We start from the raw sequence: 21,423 nt of genomic DNA on the forward strand, positions 1-21,423 counted from the left end.
TCAGTTGGAGCTACTTAAATGCTGAATGTTGATGATCTGATCAAACTTGGGTTCAAGATTGCCCCACGCGCGACAAGCTACATCTCGGCCATGCGACTGGCAAATGCGGCGCGGATTCACCGGCCGCGGCCCTACACACTGGGCGCGGACTATACAACGTGGTCAGGAGTCTATTCCCATCGCTGGATCGGTCGCCACACCCCACCTCAGAATCCTTCGCCGATCCTGCCATTTGAAAGCGAAGTGGCCGATCTGTTTCGCCGCCGGACACAAGCTGATGGCGGCCCGCTCACCTTGATGTGCCCGCAAGGGACGACAGTTCTTTTTATCTCGGTCGCGCAATGGTTTACGGACAGTTTCCTGCGCACGTTCGGATCGTCCGGGCCGGTCGATCAGACGGATTCAAACCACGAGGTCGATTTATGTCAGATCTACGGGTTGAACGACTTTCAAACCGACATGCTGCGCGAAAGAGACCCCGAGACCGGCGAAATGACCCACCGCTTGGCGTTTCGAATGGATGACAAAGGCGAGATGTGGCCGCCGAAGCTGTTTCACGAAGATCAATCCGGCGGCGTCAAGCTGGCACCGCCCTTTGACGGCAGCCTTGCCCAGGGTGAGAATGCCGGGCGGAAACTTCACGATCCTTGCAAACTGCGAAATTCGCTGAAACGCGCTCACCCCGAGCTGACCTGCAATGAAATCGATCAGAGATTGCTTGATTTTCACGCAACCGGACTCGACAACGGAAACGGTACGATCGGCTACACCGCCATCAACACTTTGATGATGCGAGCGCACAATACATTTGCCGATCTTCTTTGGCGCGAAAAGCGCGGCACAGAAGGCTGGGACAAAGAGCGTGTGTTCCAGACCACGCGCTGCACATTGATCGCGCTACTGATCAAGCTGGTGATCGAGGACTATATCAGCCACGTGGCAAACATGCCATTTCATCTGCCTGTGGGCGTCAATCGTTGGCAACGCTGGCATCAATCAAATCAGATCGCGATTGAATTCAATCTGTTGTACCGCTGGCATTCAATGATCCCCGAACGGTTCATTATCGACGGGGCCCAGATCGGTCCGGACGGATTCCGGTTCAACCCCCGGCTGGTCGAACAAACGGGGCTTGCGGAAATGATCCGCTCACTCTCTCGTCAGCCTGCAGCGCGGATATCGCTGCGCAACACACCTGAATTCCTGTTTGAACGGCCAGCACCGGGCGCACCCTCGCCCGTTGAAGCTACTGTTGCGCTGACGCGCAAAGCGCGGCTTCCTTCGTTGAATGACTACCGACATCACTTTCGTCGCACAAGACACGCCAGCATTGCAGACCTTGTCGGAGATCAACCCTTTGCCGACGAACTCGTTGCTGACCTGAGCAAGCTGTATTGCAATGTTGATCGGATCGAGCTGTTTCCCGGCCTGTTTGCCGAACAGCACAAGGGAACCGTCATTATGGGTGACCTGATGACGTCAATGGTAGGGTATGATGCAATAACGCAGCTTATGAATAACCCGATGGTTTCCAAAAACCTTTACTCGGCCAAAACTTTTTCCAAGACGGGCCATCGGATGCTGTTAAAAACTTCATCCTTCGCGCAGGTCGCTGATTTTGTCGGACTAAAGATTGCCCCGGAAGACTGCGCTTTGGGCCGGCGACCCTAGGCCGAAACCCCATCGGCATCCAACTCTGCGAGACGCGCTGCAATCTCGGTATCAAAGGGCCGGATTCCGACCAGATCGTTCAGCGCACGTTTCTCATAGAGGATCGCACCCTGACTACGTGCGACCTCTGCCGCCTTTCGATACGCGGCCTCAGCTTCACCGGACCCGCCGCCCTGCTTCATCAGCAACGCTGCCCTGATCCGGTAAAGCTCGGCCTCATAGTTCCGTTCGTCCATGCGCTCCGCACAGTTCAAACCAGCCTCGATCGCTTCGAGACCTTGCGGAGTATCGCCAAGGTCCAAAAAGCCCCGCGCAAGTTCGGTATTGACGAGAACCCCAGCGGCCTCGGCTCCGGTCGCGTGCATGTTATCCCATGCCGATTGCAGTAGCGCGACACCCTTTGCAGCGTCTCCCGTGCGTATCGCGGCACCTGCAAGATGCGCTGTCGCGACCGCTTTATAATAAGGGCCTAAATCGTCCCGAACAATTTTTTCAAGCCTTTCGGCAAGCTGCGGATAATCACGGTGATCGATCTGCATATGAATTTCGGCCTGCCAATGCATCGCGTTCGCTAATGTCAGTGTTTGCCCCAGCGCGCCCGCTGCATCCACTGCACTTTTGGCGCGTGCCAGTGCACGTTCGGTGTTTCCCTGAAAGCTGTCGACTAATGCCCCCATGCTTTCGATCTGCAACATCGCGGCTACATCAGGACTGTTTCCAGCCTCGGCTGCGTGTGCTTCGGCATGAGAGGCTGCCCTGTCAAGCGCTGCCGCCGCTGCCGGGAACTGACCACGCGGCGCAAGTGCGGACCCACATACATAATTCCCGACCATGCGCGTATGATGATCCTCATAGGCATCAATCATCGCCTGACCCCATTGCTCGGCCGTGTGATAATCCCCTTTGACCATCGCTGCGGTAAACAGGCCCCGGCCTGCGCGCACTAAAGTGCGGCGGTCCCCGAGTTTTCTGGCAAGTTCAAAGCTGCGGTCAAAGGCCTTGATTGCGGGCTCTGCTCCGTAACCGATCCGGACGCGTTCGGCGGCCGCAAGCAGGAACTGCAAGGCCAGTTCGGCCTTATCGCGACGTTCAGCGGGCAGTTTGCCCAGCAAGCGCAATCCGTTCTTGGCATGCTGTGTACCCTCTTGGTTGGCATGGCGTCGCAGGTTCAACCGCGCGGCTTCGATCCATGCGGCCACAGCCCGTTCGATCGCGCCCGCCAGTTCCCAGTGTCGCGCGATTTGTTCAGGTTGGCGTGCCGCTTCGGGCTGTGTTTCCAACGCTGTTGCAGCGCGCCGATGCAATAGTGCGCGCCGATCTCGTACTAAGCTTTGATAGGCCGCTTCGCGAACAAGCTCATGCCGAAAGCACCAAACCTCATCAGTGCTGCCGCCCATCCCGGGCAGGTGCTGCAATATGCCAGTAGCGACCAGCTGATTGATTGCATCTTTGGCCTCGGCTTCTGAAATATCGCTGACATGGGCCACAAGTGGTGCGCTGAAGGTATTGCCTATGACCGCCGCCTCAACCGCGGCGCGACGTAAATCACCCACGTCGTCGATCTGTTGCGCCAGCAGGTCATGAAGCGAGGCAGGAATGCTCCCCACCGTCCGTCCCGGTGAAGCCGCCATAACAGCCGCGCATTCTTTGATGAAAAGCGGAATGCCGTTTCCGCGTGACACGATCCGCGCCACCGTCTCATCGTCAAGCTGCGCATCCGAGGCCGCGCCCACCAGGGCCGCAGCAGTCTCATCATCAAGCGGTGGAAGGGTAACAACCTCGAGCGAGGGGATGCTGTTTTCCATCGCCTGTGGCACAGGGCAGCGCGCGGCCACCAAAAACAGAACAGGCAAGTTGGTAAGCTGCTCTGCCACGTCTTGCAAAATCGACAAAGTTGAAGGATCGGCCCATTGCAGATCCTCCACCACAACAAGCACAGCGCCTTCGCGACTTAACTCTTCACAGACGCGGCGAAAAATGATGACGAGGTTCGCGTGCAGCTCTTCTTCGCTTGCCGGTCCACTATCACCGGGTCCTGGCGCAAGGACAAAGAACAAAGTACTTAACTGACCGTCGTCCAGAATATCACTCAGATGTTCCGACAACCTGTCGCGCCGGGTCGCGACATCGTCACGATCTTGAATGCCGCACCAGCGCTCAATCTGGGATGTAAATGGAAAGAACGGAGTGTTCACATGGAACGGGCTACAATGATAAGTTACCCACGCTTGTGGCCCCACCGAGGCGCGCAGGTCCCGGATAAGGTGGGATTTGCCAATTCCTGCCTCGCCCTGAAGGTAGATCACTCTCCCTTTTTCTGCCTCTGCATCAGCCCATGCTGAGCGAAGTTGCGCGCGTTCGACGTCGCGGCCAATCAACGGCGTCGGGTCATTCCCTCGCATTTGATCTTGGGCTTCACCTGCCAATCGATAGACGGGGACAGGCCGATCAAATCCTGCAAGGCTTTGGGCGCCGAGCGCATGGAACGCAAGTTGCTCGGCCCCCAAAGCGCGCGTTGCAGCCGATACCAGCGTACCGCCGGGCTCGGCTAATGACTGTAGCCGCGCAGCAAGATTGAGCGTCGATCCAAAAATCGCATCGGGCTGAACGTTGCTTCCAAGTGCGATATCCCCGACCAGCACAACACCTGATGCGATGCCTATCCGGCATTTCAGTTCGACCGGGCCGGACAATGCAGCCAGATCCGAATGAATCCGTAACGCCGAACGCATGGCCCTTTCGGCGTTGTTCTCAGACGATGAGGGCCAACCGAAAACCACAAGGACGCCGTCTCCGACAATCTGCAGAACGCTGCCCCCAAATGCCTCTGCCGCATGCTCAACCAGTTTCTGATAATACAGCGTCGTCGACAGCAAATCCTCGGGGTCAAGTGTCTGGGCAAGCACCGTGGATCCGACAAGATCCACCATCATGACCGTTAGATGCCGATGTTCCATCGCGCCAAGATCGGTATCGGGGCCGGTCGGGTGCAATACCATTAGCGCACACCACATCCAGCCAGTACTTGGCTATGCAAGTACCTGACGACGCTTGAACCAGAGCTCAAGATTGAGAACATGCCCCCCTTGCAAAGTCTCATGTTAGCAATCACTCCCCCCTCGCTCCGCCCTCCGGCGGCGCGCAAGATGCAAGCGAGACTATATGATGTGGTTCCATCTGGCTATGCCCGGTGACCGTAGGGTACGGATTAGCCATTCAAAGCAGTGCATTAATAGTACAATTCCGCAAGCGTCTGTGACAAAACAGGTGGGGGATTGTAGTACTTTAAGCAAAAAATGACGCCTACCAACTGTGCGGATTTAATGCGAATGCTGTCCCTGATACCCCACCCGCGTCTATGCGGAAACACGCCCCATGCCACCGCTCAACACAGGCAGGATAGATATAATGACAATGGATCGGCCACAACCTGCGGGATCGAATTCTGAAACGGGATTTTGGCTGGACACGCCTAAGCATCAGGCATGGTTGATGGGACAGGCACGTCGCCAGCTTGAGTTCTTCAACGCAAGCTGCCGGAACGGGCCGGGTTTCTTCCTGCTCAATCATGACGGCTCTCCTCAGCCCGGTAAGTTACAGGAATTGCACACCACCACTCGTCTGGTTCATTCCTATGCGCTGGGCCATCTGGTTGGCTTTCAAGGCGCTGAAAAGATCATCGACCACGGCATGACTTATCTTGAAAGCCATCACCAAGATCCGGAGTTCGGTGGATATTTCTGGTCTTTGGACGGCGACAGGGTCAAAGATGACCGAAAGCTTGCTTATGGGCATGTCTTCGTTCTTCTTGCCGCGGCCAGCGCAAAACAGGCAGGCCATCCCAACGCTGATAAGCTTATGGCGAACGCCCGAAAGGTGTTGGATACGCATTTTTGGGACGACGATGCAGGATTGTTTTGCGACGAATGGAACAGGAATTGGACACCATTTTCCAGCTATCGCGGGATGAATGCCAATATGCATGGCGTCGAAGCCCTTCTCGCCGCGTTCGAGGGAACAGGGGATGATACCTATCTATCCCGCGCTGGCCGTATATTGGACTTTTTCATCAGCCAAATAGCCCCGGAAGAAAACTGGCGATTACCCGAGCACTATACGCGCGACTGGCAGATCGATCGCTCTTATGCAGGCGATCCGATGTTCCGCCCTGCCGGAACGACTCCGGGACATTCGTTTGAGCTGGGCCGGTTACAACTGCAACATTGGGACCTGTCGGGTCGACCGGAATCAGGTGCACCGTATTCTGCCAGACAGCTAATCGAACAGGCCTTGCACGATGCTTGGCTTCCCGGTGGCGGTTTAGCCTACACCTTGGATTTTGATGGTCAGGTTGCCAACGCATCTCGGTTTTGGTGGCCTGTCACCGAAGCGATTAGTGCGGTTGCTGCTTTGATCACAATTGACAGAAATCCAGAAGACGAACGTTGGTACAGGATGCTCTGGGGCTACGCGAATGATCACTTCATAGACCACCGGTATGGCGGTTGGTTTCCTGCCGTGGATGAAACCGGCAAGATCGCGACATCCATCTTTGGCGGCAAACCCGACATATATCATTCTTTGCAGGCCTGCCTGTTTCCACAGTCCGGGCGTTTATCCAGAATGTTTCCCCTTTGAGCTGACAATCTTTGTCATCAAAGGCGCATATGTATCGGTTCAATTGAAGGATCGCGCAAGATCTGATAGAATTGCTTCATTCTACATCATCGAACGACCTGCCAATTCGGAAGCGAATGTTAACGAGCGGATAGGAGAGATGAATGGCAAATCAAGCAAATAAGAAGCACAGTACCCGCAAGGGAAATGTCAAAGTTCGACCACAACCGTCCGCCCATTCCGCTTTGGGCGAACGGGCCGGAGCATCAGGTCTGATGCCACCCCAAACCCTCAGCGAACGCGACGAGAAAGTATCCAAAGTCCGCCGCAAGGGTGGTCCGCCACTTGAGGAAGACAATTCGGCCAGCGCCGCCAGCGAAGCGGACCCAACAGATCTGGACTACTGATTAATTATTCACATTTAGACATGAAAATTACGGAGGCTGCCATGCCCTCGACCCATCAGCCAAGGATATTCAATACAGTTAACCTTACAGATTTTGATACTAACGGACAAACGTCGACCGTCGGTGAACCCACGGTATCCAACAACGGAAATCAGATTCTGGCGACCGGAAACTGGTATGCAAGCCGGTCTTTGGATGGGGGACAAAGCTGGTCTCATATGAGCCCGTTCACATTGTTCCCTCCTGCGGATGGCGGTTTCTGCTGCGATCAGACCACTGTCTATGACCCCAGTCGGGATTTGTTGATCTGGCTGCTTCAATATATTGAACAGAATGGTACCAACACGTTGCGTGTCGCCGTCAAGCAAGGCCGCACACTTGGAAACGACAGCTGGAACCTTTGGGATTTCACGCCCTCAGGAATTGATCCGGCATGGAACGGCGAATGGTTTGACTATAACCACGTTTCCCTTTCCGAAAACTATTTGTACGCCGGAACCAATGTCTTCTCGGCTGGCAGCAATCTTTTCACAAGGTCCGTCATCCTGCGAATTTCACTGGACGAGCTTGCTGCAGCAGCCGGACTGTCCTTTGACATATTCGAAACGCAGGATAACTTTTCCCTGCGATGTGTCCAAGGTGCACGCGGATCGATGTACTTCGCCAGTCACAATACGAACTCGCAAATCCGCGTGTTCAGATGGCCAGAGAACTCCCCTGACGTTGATGAGTTCGACATTGACGTGACACCTTGGTTTGCCGGCAGCTACTCTGCCCCAACAGCTGGCGGCGGTGACTGGATGTCCCGAACCGACCCGCGCATAACTGCCGGATGGTTGGGACGGGGTGTTCTGGGGTTCATGTGGGCGGCGAACCAGCAGGCCAACAGGCCGCGCCCGTTTGCCCGGACCGTTCGCATCGACGAGGCGACTATGTCGCTGATTGACGAGCCGGATATCTGGAACGATCAGATTGCGTTCTCCTACCCCTCAACGGCCGTTAACCGATTTGGCGATGTCGGGTTGTCGATTTTCGCAGGTGGAGGGAACCTGCATCCAAGCCATGTCGTCGGAACATATGACGACATAGATGGAACATGGCGACTTGCCCTCGCACGGCGAGGCACCCACACACCGTCTTTGGGTAAATGGGGCGATTACACAAACTGCGCCGAAGTGACTGATGACGGGTTCACCTGGCTTGCGGCCGGTTACACGCTGCAAGGTGGCAATACCCAGAGCGATATCGAGCCGACGATGACCTGGTTTTCGCAACAGCGATATGACGCGCCGCGCCGGAACCCTCCGGCAATAGTCTAACTGCCTATTACAATTATGGATCTAAATCATGCATAGAGCGATGAAATCACAAGGGTTTAAATCATTCTTACGTCAGGAAGGACCATGGCTGCTGATTGCCTTTGTCATTGCTGATCTGTTCTACAAATGGGGATCATTCGCGCTGGAATGTTTCGGCTTTTTGCTGACATGGTACGCCCTGAGTTGGGCATCCAGCCTTGTGCTTCGGGTGGTTGCGGCAAAAAACCCTGCCGTCGAAGACTGAACCGTTCAGATCCATCAACAGCGGATATTCTCGGCAGCCCGGAAGCACCGGTGTTGGTGAAGCCAACCCCTATTGCCTTCAGAAACTGCAAAATTAGTCGCAAATCGCGACGTCGGCCAATGTAATTAGAAGCCCTGCGTCAGCATATCTATGGCAACGGTAATCTGTTCAAACTCGTCCTTCAGGTTTTCGGTTGGTGATTTGAGAACACCTGTTGGAACAGCGGCCATGAACTGAGTCACCATGACAACCGGCTCTCCCATGATCAGGAATATCGGATTGAGGCGGGTCGCCGGTTTCGGCGCTCGTGATTTCGGCATAAGGGGCACAACCACACGCGTGTTCAGATCACTCAGAAGGTCCGTCTGCACATCCAGCAGGTAACCATCACCGGATGGGTTGGGAAACACATCATATTTTGGCATCAGAACTGACGGAAGCTTTCCAGAGGCAACCCGTGCTTTTCTACATATGAATTAGAGCTTTGCAGAGCTTCGGCGTTCTCAGCCCTCCATTGTTCGGCCTTTGCGGCGGCAACAGCGGCACGAACCCCCTCTTCTGCCGCTCGGGAAAGGTTCACTTTCAGTTTCCGAGCTTCGGCAATCAAGGTGTTATCAAGCGACAGATTGGTCGGTTTCCGGGACTGTAGGTTCATGTGGTCAACCACCGTATGAGCAAGAATAAAGATATAATTGATGCGTGTTTTACATGCGCATATTAATACGTACAACTAAGTGACGTCAATCTAAGGAACCAAGCAAAGGTTAATCGGGATATACAGGTCCATAATGCAGGAATTTGGTTGTATTCACCTTCGTATCACCATAATCACTGGCCTACCTCGGGGTGCGCTCGATACTGCGCTGAGATGCCAACAGGCAAACCCGTTGAACCTGAACCGGCTAGAACCGGCGGAGGGAAAGGTACAGGTTTTGTCCATCCTTGCCCTCTCGCCGCATTGGAGGATGACATGAAACATCTGGCAATTGCTGCGGGAATACTGACTGCGACATCGGCTGTGGCAGCCGACAAAACACAGTTGACCGTTTATACCTACGACAGCTTCGTCTCGGACTGGGGGCCCGGCCCAAAGATCGAAGAAGCCTTTGAAGCAATATGTGACTGCGACCTGAACCTCGTCGGCGTCGAAGATGGCGCCGCCTTGCTCTCGCGCATTCGGCTTGAAGGTGAGAACACCGAAGCCGACGTCGTATTGGGGTTGGACACCAATCTGATCGCAACAGCCAAGGAAACAGGTCTGTTTGCCCCTCATTCCGTGACCGCCGACTACGCGTTGCCGATCAAATGGACCGACACAACTTTTGTTCCATATGACTGGGGCTACTTTGCCTTTGTTCACAACGCCGATGCGTCTGCGCCCGCCAACTTTCGTGAACTGGCAGACAGCGACACCAAGATCATCATCCAGGACCCGCGTTCATCAACCCCGGGTCTGGGTCTGCTGTTGTGGGTCAAGGCGGCTTACGGTGACGAAGCCCCGACCATCTGGGCTGACCTTGCCGATAATATCGTGACCGTCACCAAAGGTTGGTCCGAATCTTATGGGCTGTTCCTCGATGGCGAAGCTGACATGGTTCTCAGCTATACGACCTCACCAGCATATCATTTGATTGCCGAGGAAGACCCCAGCAAAGCTGCCGCAGCCTTTGACGAAGGCCACTATATGCAGATTGAAGTTGCGGCAAAGCTGGCTGGTTCGGATCACCCTGAACTGGCCGATCAGTTTCTGGACTTCATGGTATCGGAAACATTCCAGCAGATCATTCCAACAACCAACTGGATGTATCCTGCGGTAACACCATCCTCGGGGCTGCCCGAAGGATTTGACACTCTGGTTATTCCTCAGAAAGCTCTGATTATTGACCCGAGCGAAGCCGCAACCAAACGAGACCAGGCGCTTACGGAATGGTTGAGCGCACTCAGCCAATAAACCCATGGCCCGGCATCAGCGCGGCAACCCTTGTCGCCGCGCTGATATTGGGAACTTTGGTCACGGTTGCCTTGCGTGCTGAAACCAGTGGCGGGTTTGCCCCTTCTGATTGGGCGGCCCTTCGCTTTACGCTTGTTCAGGCAACACTCTCAGCAGTATTCAGCGCTGTTTTGGCCATCCCGGTAGCACGGGCATTGGCCCGTCGGCGGTTTCGCGGACGACGGCTATTGATTACACTTCTGGGTGCGCCATTTATCCTTCCGGTTATCGTTGCGATACTGGGGTTGCTTCAGGTCTTTGGCCGGTCGGGTTGGATCTCGGATGTATTGAGTATTTTTGGGCTTCCGCCCGTTCAAATCTATGGATTGCACGGGGTCGTGCTGGCCCATGTATTTTTCAACCTGCCGTTGGCTACGCGGCTAATATTGCAAGGGTGGCAGGAAATACCCGCCGAACGGTTTCGTCTTGCCGCGCAGTTGGGATGCAACGGGATGGCGATGTTCCGTTTGATTGAGCTGCCCATGCTGCGACGTGTTTTACCCGGCGTTCTGGCCGTGGTCTTCGCCATCTGTCTGACCAGTTTTGCGGTTGCTCTCACACTGGGGGGTGGCCCACGCGCAACCACGATCGAACTCGCTATTTATCAGGCGTTTACTTACGATTTCAATCTCGGCCGTGCGGCGCTGCTATCCGCATTGCAGCTGGCATTAACTGCCGCTGCAGCATTGGCAGCGCTGAAGTTTTCGCGGGGAGACAGCTTTGGTGCAGGTCTCAACCGGGCCATCCGCCGTTGGGATGGTGGAACCCCATTGTTGGACGCAATTTGGATTATCGCCGCTGCCACTTTCCTGCTTTTGCCATTGGCCTCGGTCGCGATTTCAGGCGTAATTGGGCTGTTCGAACTTCCCTCACTGGTGTTTCGCGCAGCAGTCACGTCAATCCTTGTCGCTGCTGCCAGCACTGCAATACTACTGCTGCTTGCGGTGCCCATGGCAGTATCCGTTGCAACAGGCCGACATAATATCGTCGAGCTCTGCGGCATTCTCGGACTAGCAGCTTCGCCTTTGGTCATTGGCACGGGTCTGTTCATTCTGATCCGCCCCGTGGCCAACCCAACAGCAGTTGCTCTTCCCGTAACTGCGCTGGTCAACGCCGTGATGGCCCTGCCCTTCGCATTAAGGATTCTCGTTCCCGCAGCGCGCGACACGGTCGAGCGGCATGGGCGTCTGGCGCTGTCCCTAAATATGAGCTCTCGCACCTTTTTCATCCGCGTCATGGTTCTGCGGCTTCGCCCTCAAATCGGCTTTGCCGCAGGTCTGGCCGCTGCCCTGTCCATGGGTGATCTGGGTGTGATCGCTCTGTTCGCCGATGCGCAGATTGCCACGTTGCCTTTGCAGATTTATCGCCTCATGGGGGCCTACCAGATGCAGGCGGCAGCAGGGGGTGCCTTATTACTACTTCTGCTTTCGATGGGCGTATTCTGGATTCTAGATCGAGGAGGGCGCTGGCATGCTGAAGCTTGACAAATGCACCATCGCAAATGGCGACTTTCTGCTAAATGCCGATTTCGAAATCGAAACTGGGGCTAGGGTTGCCGTAATAGGTCCATCGGGTGCTGGAAAATCAACCCTCCTGGAAACCATCGCCGGTTTTCGGGACTTGAAAGCGGGGCAGATATATTGGAACGGCAAAGATCTGACTACTTTGCCACCGGGAAAACGACCGCTTGCGATGCTGTTTCAGGACGGCAACCTGTTCCCGCATCTGACCGCCGCTCAGAATATCGCTCTGGGTCTGCGGCCAAACGGACGCTTATCCACAGATGAAATGGAGATGGTGCGGTCGGCCCTGCAACGAGTTGACTTGCTGGATATGGGCGCAAGAAAGCCAGCCGAGTTGTCAGGAGGTCAACAAAGCCGGGTCGCACTAGCCAGAATACTGGTTCAGAGGCGAGAGGTCCTGTTGCTTGATGAACCCTTCGCAGCGCTTGGCCCGGCCCTGAAGGCCGAAATGCTGGATCTGGTGGCCGATCTGGTAGCCGAGACCAAGACCACTCTGCTCATGGTCAGCCATGACCCGCAGGACGCGCTTCGGATAACCAGGCAAACGGTTCTGGTTGCGGACCAGATTGCGCAAGCACCTGTCGCCACCGCGCAACTCTTCGAAAATCCCCCACCCAGTTTGCGCGACTATTTGGGTTGAGTAAATTCAGCGAGGCAGCCTTCAAGCACGTCTCGCACTTGCACACCCAAACCGGGCGCCTCGGAGGCACGTGGACCAGCGACATTCAGGACTTTTATTGAACACGCACACAACCAATCCCGTAGTTGCCGAATGCAAGTGTCCAACCCATGCCTGACATCGATCACCAAACAGGGTTTTTCGGCTTCGCTTGCGAAAACAATTGTTTGCTGTGTGCCCGGACTGATTGATCCATCCACGAAAACCAACGTGGCACTGCTCAACTGAACATTCAATCTAGTGCGTTCGTTCACGCTTGTTGATTGGGTTTCAACCAATCCGGAGTATTCTGCGGGAATCCCGCCGGATTCATTGGTTCTGCCTTTTGGGACCCAACCACCATATGAAATCTTGTGCGCTCGCGCGAAATCCAATGCGGCCATATCAACGCCCGTTTGACCACCCGCTACAATTTTTGAAACAGACATCTGCTCCTGCCCCGCAGTTACGATCTGCTGATACCTGTTCGAAACGGATCACTGTCTGCAAAGATCAGCGTGCTTTCTGCCATGATATGCGCATGACCGGTTAGCTGAGGAACAATCGCGCCGCCCTGCCCCGGTTGATAGGACAGTCGGTAGGTGCTTCCAATCACGCTTTCCTGTAGGATCACCTCTCCGGCTGGTAGTTTCCCGCCTGCAGCAAGACAGGCCAGACGCGCCGAACTTCCGGTGCCACAGGGCGACCGGTCATAATCGTTATCCGGGCATAAAACAAAGTTTCGGCTGTGAATGTCTTTGTTCGGCGACTGACCCTGCAGAATGACGTGATCAACAGGTTCTCCATTTTCGCCGCCAATCTGCTGGGCAATACAGGCTTCGCGGATAGCAATCGCAAAATCGGTTAGCGACCGGATGCTTTCTGATTCCACGGGTACAGGGCTAGGGTCGACGATGAAAAACCAGTTGCCGCCATATGCCACATCCCCGGTCACCGGTCCGAAACCTTCGGTATCAACAGCAACCGCGTGACGAACCCGACGGCTTTCGACATTCGTGACTTCGACGGTGTTGGGGTCTTTCAGATCAATCGCAACTTCTCCGGCAGGGGTTTCGATCCGGTGCATACCGATATCGATCCGCCCCAGATGCGCCAGTGTCACGCCAAGACCGATCGTGCCATGCCCGCACATGCCCAACACCGCATCGGCATCAAAATAAATGACACCCGTAGCACAGACCGGGTTCTCGGGCTCTACAAGAAGTGCGCCTACCATACCCGGCTGGCCACGCGGCTCAAGAAGGATGGATTTGTAGAATTCCTCGTGCTCTGCCGCCAGTCGATTGGCGCGTTCGGCTAAAGACCCTGAGCCCAGATCAGGGCCGCCATCCAGAATGACCCGCGTTGGCATTCCTCCGGTATGGCTGTCGATCACATGCATTCAGCGATGACCCCACCCTGTTGCACCCAGTCGCTGAACCAGTTGCGGAACAGGTTATACTGCTGCTCACAATAGTTCCGCTGCGCGTCGGACAGTTCATCTGTTTCGATGAAATGCAATCGGTATTCTTCTTCGCCATTCAAAACCAGAAGATGCTTATAGTAGAGAACCAGATCAGTCCCTTCGTCGAAGCTGGCCAACACACCAAGCGCCTCATCTAACTCGCGCGCGCGAAGGCGGGCTTCGGCGTGGCCTGCTGCGGCTTTTTTCGACAATGCGGCCAGCAACAATGCCTCTTTGGGCAATGCCGTGCCAATCCCGGTGATCGAACCCGTCGCCCCGCAATTGACGAATCCATGATATACCTCGGTGTCGACGCCGACCATCAAGGTAACCTGATCGTCTTTTGAAGTGATGAACTCAGCCGCGTATCTCAGATCGTCTTTACCTCCGAATTCCTTAAAGCCGACCAGATTTGGATGTTCGGATCGAAGTTCGAAAAACAGGTCAGCGCGGGTCGCAAATCCGTAAACAGGGCTGTTGTAGATAATTGCTGGCACATCTGGCGCCGCAGACAGGATCGCCTTGAAATGGTTCTTTTGTGCCGCACCTGATGCGCCGCGCGAAAGAACACGAGGAATAACCATCAGGCCTGATGCGCCGACTTTCTGCGCATGAGCCGCGTGCGCCACCGCGGATTTCGAATTGATGGCCCCCGTGCCTACGACCACAGGCAACCCAGCAGCGACCAGCCGTTCAACACCTTCCATACGTTCCGCATCTGTCAGAAGCGGCCAATCGCCCATGGAACCGCAATACACCACCGCAGACATACCGGCCTCGATCATCTCCTTGCCCTTTTTTACCAGAGCGTCGAAATCCGGCGCACGGTTGGAAGTGCAGGGTGTCATCAAGGCAGGCATCGTGCCGGTAAAAATGTTCTGTGTCATTGGTATCTTCTTCTGTTCGAATTGCGACGATTAGAATCTTCTGCCTGCTTTCACCAAATTTGCCATTGTGCAAACAAGCCAGTTACCGACACAGATCCGCCTGGTGGCCTCACTCGAGTGACACCCACAACACTTGTGCGTTTTCTTCGCCCGTCGAGATGCATCCATGCCCCATGCTGCTGTCGTAGTAGAGCGAATCGCCGGCTTTCATCGGCAAAGGTCTATAGTGCTCGGATATGAACATAAGTTCGCCGCTGATCACATACATAAACTCTTCGCCACTGTGCCTGATCCAGGTATCAAACTCGGAAATATCACGAGCTTTGATCGTAGCGATATAGGGAAGCATCCGCTTGCTTGTGAGCTCCGTGCACAGCAACTCGTGCAGATATGTCGTCGTACTCTTTATTTCACCCTCACCCCTGGGTGTGAAGTCGCGCCGTCCCGAGATATCGGTCTGACCCGACTGCAGAAACAGTTGCGGCGTGCTCATACCCAGTGCCTGGGTCAGCCTTCGCACGATATCAAAGCTGGGACGAGTCTGATTGTTTTCGATCTTTGAAAGCGTTGACCGACCGATTCCCGCAGCACGGCCAGCCTCCTCCAAAGTCCAGCCTTTTTCCCGGCGAGCATCCCGGATTGACCGCCCCAATGCAGCGCCGTCATCCGCTTCTTCTGATCCAGAGGCATCATTTGGACTGTCTTCAGCCATTTAATTTTCCCCGCTTTTCCGTAAGTTAATGAAATCCACCTTCTGACACAACTTTCCCGATTTCATTTACCTGTTGCCTTATAGATGCGAATTCCACTATAGGAAACTTATTTTCCCCTATGGGAGATTGGATCGATGGAGAAGGCTATGTTCACAGAATCGCTCAAAGAGGCAGATCCGGTCATCGCGGCGTCAATCGCACGCGAGGGCAAACGTCAGGCTGAACAGATCGAATTGATCGCGTCTGAAAACATCGTTTCTCAGGCCGTGATTGATGCACAGGGTTCTGTGCTGACGAACAAGTACGCCGAGGGCTATCCAGGTCGCCGCTACTACGGTGGATGCGAATATGTGGACGAGGTCGAAGCCGAAGCCATCGAACGACTGAAGCAGCTGTTCGGTTGTGAATATGCAAATGTTCAGCCGCATTCGGGTGCGCAAGCCAACGGGGCGGTCAAGCTGGCCTTGCTCAGCCCCGGTGACACCATCCTCGGCATGTCGCTGGATGCCGGTGGCCACCTGACCCATGGCGCAAAACCTGCCCAGTCCGGCAAGTGGTTCCGTCCGATTCAATATGGACTGACCGAGGCCGGGCTGATTGACTACGATCAGGTTGAAGAACTGGCCAAGGCCGAAAAGCCCCAGATGATCATCGCCGGGGCGTCAGCTTATTCGCAAAAGATTGATTTTGCGCGCTTCCGTGCAATCGCTGACGAAGTTGGCGCGTGGCTGCTTGCAGACATGGCGCATGTCGCCGGCCTGGTTGCGACGGGCCTGCACCCCTCGCCCATTGGTCACGCCCATGTGGTAACGTCGACCACCCATAAGACCCTTCGTGGTCCGCGCGGCGGTGTCATCCTGACCAATGACGAAGCGCTGGCAAAGAAGGTCAACTCGGCCGTCTTCCCGGGTTTGCAAGGCGGCCCTCTGATGCATGTGATTGCAGGTAAAGCTGTTGCATTTGGTGAAGCGCTGAAGCCCGACTTCAAGGAATATATGCAGCGCGTTGTGGACAGCGCGTCGGCACTGGCGAACGTGATGATGGCCCGCGGATGCGACATCGTTTCGGGCGGCACGCAGAACCACTTGATGCTGGTTGACCTGCGCCCGATTGGCGTAACCGGCAAAGACGCCGAAGCCGCGCTTGAGCGTGCAGGCTTCACTTGTAATAAAAACAGCGTTCCCGGCGACCCCCAGAAGCCCACAGTCACCAGCGGTATCCGCCTGGGCACTGCGGCCGGATGCAGCCGCGGCTTTGGCCCTGAAGAGTTCAAGCAAATCGGTCACCTGATCGGCAATGTCCTGGATTCACTGGCGCAATCGCCCGATGGGGACGAAGCCATCGAAAAAGAAACCCGCGAAAAAGTCCGCGCCCTCTGCGCAAGCCACCCGATCTACTGAAAGAAGACCAAATGACTTACGATCTCATTGTCATCGGGGGTGGCCCGGGCGGCTATGTCGCTGCAATCCGAGCGGCGCAGCTGGGCTTGAAAGTCGCCTGCGCTGAAGGGCGCGGCGCGCTCGGCGGGACCTGTCTGAATGTGGGGTGCATACCCTCCAAAGCGTTGCTGACCTCCTCGGCCAAATATGCCGAACTTGCACATCTCTCCTCCCACGGTATTGCGGTCGAGGGGGCCAGCATTGATGTACCCGCGATGATGGGCCGTAAGGACAAGATCGTTGGTGACCTGACCAAGGGCATCGCGTTTCTGTTCAAGAAAAACGGTGTGGATCTGATCGAAGGGTGGGCCAGCATTCCAGCAGCCGGGCAGGTCAAGGTGGGGGATGACACCTATGAGACCAAGAATATCCTGATTGCCACCGGCTCGGAACCGACGTCGCTGCCTGGGATCGAGATTGACGAGCAGGATATCCTCAGCTCGACCGGCGCAATTGCGCTGGAAACTGTACCGGAACATCTGGTGGTGATTGGTGCGGGTGTAATCGGTCTGGAACTGGGGCAGGTTTGGGCGCGCCTTGGCGCCAAAGTCACCGTGGTCGAGTATCTGGATCGCGTTCTGCCCGGGATCGACGGTGAAATCGCCAAGCTGGCGCAACGCGCACTGTCCAAACGCGGTTTGAAATTCCAATTGGGACGCGCCCTGAAATCAGTCGACAAAACCGATGCAGGCCTGAGCCTGACTGTGGATCGCGTCGGTAAGGACAAGGAAGAAGTGATCGAGGCCGACAAAGTCTTGATTGCGGTGGGTCGCCGACCCGTGACTCGCGGCCTTGGCCTGGACGCGTTGGGCGTGGCGATAAACCAACGTGGCTTTATCGAAGTTGACGGTGCTTTCCAGACGTCGGTTCCCGGCATCTATGCGATTGGCGATTGTGTTCCCGGACCAATGTTGGCTCACAAAGCTGAAGAAGATGGTGTCGCCTGCGTCGAGACACTGGCCGGAGAAGCTGGGCATGTCGACTACAACACCGTCCCTGGCGTGGTGTACACAGACCCCGAGGTCGCGTCGGTCGGGTTGACCGAAGAGGCGTTGAAAGACGCAGGAACCGACTACACGGTCGGCAAGTTTGCATTCATGGCAAACTCGCGCGCACGTTCGACAGGGGAAACCGATGGTGCGGTCAAGGTTCTTGCTGGTGCGGATGGTAAGATACTCGGCGCACATATTTGTGGGGCACATGGTGGTGATTTGATAGCCGAACTGGTTCTGGCTATGACCAAGGGCGCGACCGTGTCCGAAGTCGCAGCAACCTGCCATGCACACCCGGCCATGGGAGAGGCGGTCAAAGAAGCCTGCCTCGACGCCCTGGGCCGCGCGATCCACGCCTGAGGGAGGCCGACAGATGACCATTCAGCTTCGCGCTCGCCACCCGGAGAAGGCCAAGAAGGCCGACAGTGTCATCCCGCGCAAGCCCAAATGGATTCGTAAGAAAAAAGGCGATAGCGCAGAATATTATGAGACCCGTCGCCTGATGCGCGAGCACAACCTGGCAACGGTCTGCGAAGAGGCGGCTTGCCCCAATATCGGCGAGTGTTGGTCCAAGCGCCACGCCACCATGATGATCATGGGCGAGGTCTGTACGCGCGGTTGTTCTTTCTGCAATGTTTCCACGGGTCGCCCTGACGCTTTGGACACGTTCGAGCCCGGCAGGGTCGCCGCCGCTGTCAAAAAACTGGGCCTGCGTCATGTGGTAATAACCTCGGTTGACCGCGATGATCTGGCAGATGGTGGGGCTGAGCATATTGCACAGACCATTCGCGCAGTGCGTCATCAGAACGCGGGCACGACGGTCGAGGTTTTGACGCCCGACTTCCTCGGAAAAGGCAAAGCCTCAGACATCGTATTCGAGGCCGCGCCCGATGTTTTTAACCACAATCTGGAAACCGTTCCGCACCTGTATCCGACGGTTCGTCCGGGTGCGCGTTATTACACGTCATTGCGCCTGTTGGACGATGCCAAACGTGCAAAACCCGAAATTTTCACCAAATCCGGTCTGATGGTTGGTCTGGGCGAAAGCCTGAACGACATACGGCAGGTCATGGATGACCTTCGCGCCGCGAATGTCGATTTTCTGACCGTCGGGCAGTACCTGCAGCCGACCCCGAAACACCATCCAATCGACCGGTTCTGGACGCCGGAAGAATTTGCCCAGATCGAGCAGATCGCTCGTTCCAAGGGCTTTCTACACGTGTCAGCCACTCCGCTGACCCGTTCGTCGTTCCACGCGGACGAAGACTTTGCCGCCCTTAAACAGGCCCGTCAGCGGGCTTTGTCGAACAGGGCATAACTCTAACGCATTTGGGAGGAAATCCATGGAAGCGTTAACATCAATTGTGGGCTGGATAAATGGGGTGGTATGGGGCCCCCCTATGCTGGTCATTATCTTGGGTGTGGGCTTGTTCCTGCAGGTCGGCCTGAAATTCATGCCGATCATGAAACTGGGCATGGGCTTCAGCCTTCTGTTCAAAGGGCGTGAAGGCTCGGGCGAAGGACAAATCAGCCCATTTAACGCGCTCATGACCTCGCTGTCGGCGACCATCGGTACAGGTAACATCGCCGGTGTTGCGACAGCTGTCTTCTTGGGTGGTCCTGGTGCACTGTTCTGGATGTGGATGACCGCCCTGGTAGGCATGGCAACCAAATATGCCGAAGCTGTCCTGGCCGTTAAATACCGCGAAAAAGACGAACTGGGCAACTTTGTTGGTGGCCCGATGTACTACATCAAGAACGGTCTTGGCGCTAAATGGGCTTGGCTGGGCGGTGCATTTGCCCTGTTCGGCGGGATCGCTGCCTTCGGCATCGGTAACGGTGTGCAGGCCAACGGTGTTGCACAGGTTCTGGAATCAAACTTTGGCGTCAATACTTCGGTCACCGGCGTTGTCCTGATGATCCTGACCGCTGCCGTTATCCTGGGTGGCATCACCCGCATCGGTGCGGTTGCTGGTAAACTGGTTCCGATCATGGCGATCAGCTACATCGTAGCTGGCCTGCTGGTTCTGCTGATCAACATCGGCGAAATTGGCAACGCTCTGTCGCTGGTCTTCACCCATGCGTTCACCCCCTCTGCCGCCGAAGGTGGTTTCGCGGGTGCAGCTGTCTGGATGGCGATCCGCTTTGGTGTGGCACGTGGTGTCTTCTCGAACGAAGCCGGTCTGGGTTCCGCTCCGATCGCACACGCCGCAGCAGAAACCAAAGGTCCAGTAAACCAGGGCCTGATCGCGATGCTGGGTACGTTCATCGATACCATCATCGTTTGCTCGATTACCGGTCTGGCAATCATTGCTTCGGGTGCCTGGACTTCGGGTGAATCCGGTGCAGCCCTGACGTCGCTGGCGTTCGAGCTGTCGCTGCCAGGTATCGGTGGTTCGCTGATTGCAGTCGCACTGTCGATCTTTGCCTTCACCACAATCTTGGGTTGGTCGTTCTACGGCGAGAAATGCGTTGGCTTCCTTCTGGGTCACAAGATCCTGATCGTATACCGTATCGCATGGATCGTAATGATCTACTTCGGCGCAACCGCAGATCTGGGCTTCATCTGGCTGCTGGCTGATACGCTAAACGCGATGATGGCACTGCCGAACCTGATTGCTCTGGCATTGCTGAGCCCGATCGTCATCAAACTGACGAAAGAGTTCTTCGCCTCAGGCGGTCAGTCGGAAGAGCCCGGCGGAACACCTGCCGAGTAAGCTTGGACCTGATGAATACGGGGGGCCATCCCGGCCCCCCGCTTTTGAAACAGAATTCCCTATCTCGAGGAGAGATGAGATGGCCACGAAAATCCTGCTGCCCATTGATCATACTGACGAACGCTCGTGGAAAGACGCCCTACCGCTCGCGCTGGAACAGGCGAAGTTCTATGGCGCTGAATTGCACGCCGTTGCCGTTATCCCCGAGATCATCCCGCTGCCGAACCTGCCCGCCAACTATGGCGCCGGTGCCAAAGAGCATGTGCACAACGCAGTTCAGGCCATTCTGGATCACGGCAAGGCCAGCGACGTGAAAATTCACATCGAAGAAGGCAGCGTCTACCGCGAAATCCTGAAGCTTGCCTATAAAGAAGGCTTCGATCTGATCGTCATGGCGTCGACCAAAGGCGATTTCCCGAATTATGAAATTGGCCCGAACCTGTCGCGAGTCGTGCGTAATGCACATTGCACCGTGACCGTCGTTCGCGACCAATCCCGCTGATTGAAAGGCCCTGGTTATGACGACACTTAAGCGGACGCCGTTGTATGATTTGCATGTTGAGTTGGGTGGCAAGTTGGTTGATTTTGCGGGCTGGGAGATGCCTGTTCAGTATCCCTTGGGGATTATGGGCGAGCATAAGCAGTGCCGTGAGAAGGCGGCGGTTTTTGATGTGTCTCATATGGGACAGGTTATTTTGCGGGGTGAGAATGTGGGCGAGAAGCTGGAAGCTTTGTGCCCGCAGGCCTATGCGACCTTGAAAGAGGGCAAGGCGCGGTACGG

Annotated in this window: 20 protein-coding genes, 1 pseudogene and 1 riboswitch; of the genes and pseudogenes, 14 read left to right on the top strand and 7 right to left on the bottom strand. The window is 55.7% G+C overall.

Annotation, left to right across the window (positions count from 1 at the left end; genetic code table 11):
• Window positions 1–18 precede the first annotated feature (18 nt).
• The gene (locus Q1B46_RS14825; protein ID WP_299949124.1) at window positions 19–1,671 is read left to right on the top strand and encodes a peroxidase family protein; all 1,653 of its coding nucleotides are present in this window, start codon (window positions 19–21) and stop codon (window positions 1,669–1,671) included.
• On the opposite strand, the gene Q1B46_RS14830 is transcribed toward Q1B46_RS14825, so the two are convergent.
• Entirely contained in the window at window positions 1,668–4,670 is a 3,003-nt protein-coding gene (locus Q1B46_RS14830; protein ID WP_299949125.1) for an adenylate/guanylate cyclase domain-containing protein, read from the bottom strand. The two genes, Q1B46_RS14825 and Q1B46_RS14830, sit on opposite strands and share 4 nt — an antisense overlap.
• 409 nt (window positions 4,671–5,079) lie before the next feature.
• Between Q1B46_RS14830 and Q1B46_RS14835 the strand changes: the two genes are divergently transcribed.
• The 4 genes from Q1B46_RS14835 (at window position 5,080) to Q1B46_RS14850 (ending at window position 8,258) form a co-directional block, all read left to right on the top strand.
• Window positions 5,080–6,309, top strand: a complete 1,230-nt coding sequence (locus Q1B46_RS14835) for an AGE family epimerase/isomerase (RefSeq protein WP_299949126.1) — start codon at window positions 5,080–5,082, stop codon at window positions 6,307–6,309.
• 143 nt (window positions 6,310–6,452) lie between these two features.
• Entirely contained in the window at window positions 6,453–6,695 is a 243-nt protein-coding gene (locus Q1B46_RS14840; protein ID WP_299949127.1) for a hypothetical protein, read from the top strand.
• A 41-nt stretch (window positions 6,696–6,736) separates the two neighbouring features.
• Window positions 6,737–8,014 (top strand): hypothetical protein, encoded by a 1,278-nt coding sequence (locus tag Q1B46_RS14845; RefSeq protein WP_299949128.1) that lies wholly within the window; start codon window positions 6,737–6,739, stop codon window positions 8,012–8,014.
• 28 nt (window positions 8,015–8,042) lie between these two features.
• Window positions 8,043–8,258 (top strand): hypothetical protein, encoded by a 216-nt coding sequence (locus Q1B46_RS14850; RefSeq protein WP_299949129.1) that lies wholly within the window; start codon window positions 8,043–8,045, stop codon window positions 8,256–8,258.
• Window positions 8,259–8,383: 125 nt separating this feature from the next.
• Here the strand turns inward: Q1B46_RS14850 and Q1B46_RS14855 are convergent, their stop codons facing one another.
• Window positions 8,384–8,683, bottom strand: a complete 300-nt coding sequence (locus tag Q1B46_RS14855; protein ID WP_299949130.1) for a CcdB family protein — start codon at window positions 8,681–8,683, stop codon at window positions 8,384–8,386.
• Entirely contained in the window at window positions 8,683–8,913 is a 231-nt protein-coding gene (locus Q1B46_RS14860; RefSeq protein WP_299949131.1) for a type II toxin-antitoxin system CcdA family antitoxin, read from the bottom strand. Before Q1B46_RS14860 ends, Q1B46_RS14855 begins: the two co-directional genes overlap by 1 nt.
• 177 nt (window positions 8,914–9,090) lie before the next feature.
• Window positions 9,091–9,196: riboswitch (TPP riboswitch) on the top strand.
• Between the two features lie 32 nt (window positions 9,197–9,228).
• On the opposite strand from Q1B46_RS14860, the gene thiB reads away from it, so the two are divergent.
• Genes thiB through Q1B46_RS14875 form a run of 3 tightly spaced genes read left to right on the top strand, consistent with a single transcriptional unit; the run spans window position 9,229 to window position 12,411 of the window.
• The gene (gene thiB, locus Q1B46_RS14865; RefSeq protein WP_299949132.1) at window positions 9,229–10,209 is read left to right on the top strand and encodes a thiamine ABC transporter substrate binding subunit; all 981 of its coding nucleotides are present in this window, start codon (window positions 9,229–9,231) and stop codon (window positions 10,207–10,209) included.
• Entirely contained in the window at window positions 10,185–11,732 is a 1,548-nt protein-coding gene (locus Q1B46_RS14870; RefSeq protein WP_299949133.1) for a thiamine/thiamine pyrophosphate ABC transporter permease ThiP, read from the top strand. The genes thiB and Q1B46_RS14870 overlap by 25 nt, the downstream gene beginning before the upstream one ends.
• A complete protein-coding gene (locus tag Q1B46_RS14875) occupies window positions 11,719–12,411 on the top strand; it encodes an ATP-binding cassette domain-containing protein (RefSeq protein WP_299949134.1) in 693 nt (230 codons plus the stop codon). Before Q1B46_RS14870 ends, Q1B46_RS14875 begins: the two co-directional genes overlap by 14 nt.
• Here Q1B46_RS14875 and Q1B46_RS22210 read toward each other — a convergent pair.
• From Q1B46_RS22210 to Q1B46_RS14890, 4 genes are all read right to left on the bottom strand, one after another.
• Window positions 12,399–12,878, bottom strand: a complete 480-nt coding sequence (locus Q1B46_RS22210) for a putative molybdenum carrier protein (RefSeq protein ID WP_366871566.1) — start codon at window positions 12,876–12,878, stop codon at window positions 12,399–12,401. The genes Q1B46_RS14875 and Q1B46_RS22210 overlap by 13 nt on opposite strands.
• A gap of 17 nt (window positions 12,879–12,895) precedes the next feature.
• Window positions 12,896–13,831 carry a proline racemase family protein gene (locus Q1B46_RS14880; RefSeq protein WP_299949135.1) on the bottom strand — a complete coding sequence of 312 codons (936 nt, stop codon included), beginning with the start codon at window positions 13,829–13,831 and terminating at the stop codon, window positions 12,896–12,898.
• Window positions 13,822–14,781 (bottom strand): dihydrodipicolinate synthase family protein, encoded by a 960-nt coding sequence (locus Q1B46_RS14885; protein ID WP_299949136.1) that lies wholly within the window; start codon window positions 14,779–14,781, stop codon window positions 13,822–13,824. Before Q1B46_RS14885 ends, Q1B46_RS14880 begins: the two co-directional genes overlap by 10 nt.
• A 109-nt stretch (window positions 14,782–14,890) precedes the next feature.
• Window positions 14,891–15,493 carry a helix-turn-helix domain-containing protein gene (locus tag Q1B46_RS14890; protein ID WP_299949137.1) on the bottom strand — a complete coding sequence of 201 codons (603 nt, stop codon included), beginning with the start codon at window positions 15,491–15,493 and terminating at the stop codon, window positions 14,891–14,893.
• 147 nt (window positions 15,494–15,640) lie between these two features.
• On the opposite strand from Q1B46_RS14890, the gene glyA reads away from it, so the two are divergent.
• The 6 genes and pseudogenes from glyA to gcvT form a co-directional block, all read left to right on the top strand.
• Window positions 15,641–16,894: a serine hydroxymethyltransferase gene (glyA, locus tag Q1B46_RS14895; protein WP_299949138.1), complete on the top strand. Its 1,254-nt coding sequence runs from the start codon at window positions 15,641–15,643 to the stop codon at window positions 16,892–16,894.
• A gap of 11 nt (window positions 16,895–16,905) precedes the next feature.
• The gene (gene lpdA / locus Q1B46_RS14900; protein ID WP_299949139.1) at window positions 16,906–18,285 is read left to right on the top strand and encodes a dihydrolipoyl dehydrogenase; all 1,380 of its coding nucleotides are present in this window, start codon (window positions 16,906–16,908) and stop codon (window positions 18,283–18,285) included.
• Between the two features lie 13 nt (window positions 18,286–18,298).
• Window positions 18,299–19,243 carry a lipoyl synthase gene (gene lipA, locus Q1B46_RS14905; protein WP_299949140.1) on the top strand — a complete coding sequence of 315 codons (945 nt, stop codon included), beginning with the start codon at window positions 18,299–18,301 and terminating at the stop codon, window positions 19,241–19,243.
• Window positions 19,244–19,268: 25 nt separating this feature from the next.
• Entirely contained in the window at window positions 19,269–20,642 is a 1,374-nt protein-coding gene (locus Q1B46_RS14910; protein ID WP_299665409.1) for a sodium:alanine symporter family protein, read from the top strand.
• Window positions 20,643–20,721: 79 nt separating this feature from the next.
• Entirely contained in the window at window positions 20,722–21,144 is a 423-nt protein-coding gene (locus tag Q1B46_RS14915; RefSeq protein ID WP_299665410.1) for a universal stress protein, read from the top strand.
• A gap of 16 nt (window positions 21,145–21,160) precedes the next feature.
• Window positions 21,161–21,423: pseudogene (gene gcvT, locus Q1B46_RS14920) on the top strand (glycine cleavage system aminomethyltransferase GcvT); the annotation flags it as partial.

This window comes from uncultured Ruegeria sp., assembly GCF_947500045.1.
GTDB lineage: Bacteria > Pseudomonadota > Alphaproteobacteria > Rhodobacterales > Rhodobacteraceae > Ruegeria.

Coding starts and splice junctions, on each gene's coding strand:
- Q1B46_RS14825 (WP_299949124.1), top strand. CDS start 19: ATGCTGAATGTTGATGATCTGATCAAACTTGGGTTCAAGATTGCCCCA.
- Q1B46_RS14830 (WP_299949125.1), bottom strand. CDS start 4,670: ATGGTATTGCACCCGACCGGCCCCGATACCGATCTTGGCGCGATGGAA.
- Q1B46_RS14835 (WP_299949126.1), top strand. CDS start 5,080: ATGACAATGGATCGGCCACAACCTGCGGGATCGAATTCTGAAACGGGA.
- Q1B46_RS14840 (WP_299949127.1), top strand. CDS start 6,453: ATGGCAAATCAAGCAAATAAGAAGCACAGTACCCGCAAGGGAAATGTC.
- Q1B46_RS14845 (WP_299949128.1), top strand. CDS start 6,737: ATGCCCTCGACCCATCAGCCAAGGATATTCAATACAGTTAACCTTACA.
- Q1B46_RS14850 (WP_299949129.1), top strand. CDS start 8,043: ATGCATAGAGCGATGAAATCACAAGGGTTTAAATCATTCTTACGTCAG.
- Q1B46_RS14855 (WP_299949130.1), bottom strand. CDS start 8,683: ATGCCAAAATATGATGTGTTTCCCAACCCATCCGGTGATGGTTACCTG.
- Q1B46_RS14860 (WP_299949131.1), bottom strand. CDS start 8,913: ATGAACCTACAGTCCCGGAAACCGACCAATCTGTCGCTTGATAACACC.
- thiB (WP_299949132.1), top strand. CDS start 9,229: ATGAAACATCTGGCAATTGCTGCGGGAATACTGACTGCGACATCGGCT.
- Q1B46_RS14870 (WP_299949133.1), top strand. CDS start 10,185: ATGGTTGAGCGCACTCAGCCAATAAACCCATGGCCCGGCATCAGCGCG.
- Q1B46_RS14875 (WP_299949134.1), top strand. CDS start 11,719: ATGCTGAAGCTTGACAAATGCACCATCGCAAATGGCGACTTTCTGCTA.
- Q1B46_RS22210 (WP_366871566.1), bottom strand. CDS start 12,878: ATGTCTGTTTCAAAAATTGTAGCGGGTGGTCAAACGGGCGTTGATATG.
- Q1B46_RS14880 (WP_299949135.1), bottom strand. CDS start 13,831: ATGCATGTGATCGACAGCCATACCGGAGGAATGCCAACGCGGGTCATT.
- Q1B46_RS14885 (WP_299949136.1), bottom strand. CDS start 14,781: ATGACACAGAACATTTTTACCGGCACGATGCCTGCCTTGATGACACCC.
- Q1B46_RS14890 (WP_299949137.1), bottom strand. CDS start 15,493: ATGGCTGAAGACAGTCCAAATGATGCCTCTGGATCAGAAGAAGCGGAT.
- glyA (WP_299949138.1), top strand. CDS start 15,641: ATGTTCACAGAATCGCTCAAAGAGGCAGATCCGGTCATCGCGGCGTCA.
- lpdA (WP_299949139.1), top strand. CDS start 16,906: ATGACTTACGATCTCATTGTCATCGGGGGTGGCCCGGGCGGCTATGTC.
- lipA (WP_299949140.1), top strand. CDS start 18,299: ATGACCATTCAGCTTCGCGCTCGCCACCCGGAGAAGGCCAAGAAGGCC.
- Q1B46_RS14910 (WP_299665409.1), top strand. CDS start 19,269: ATGGAAGCGTTAACATCAATTGTGGGCTGGATAAATGGGGTGGTATGG.
- Q1B46_RS14915 (WP_299665410.1), top strand. CDS start 20,722: ATGGCCACGAAAATCCTGCTGCCCATTGATCATACTGACGAACGCTCG.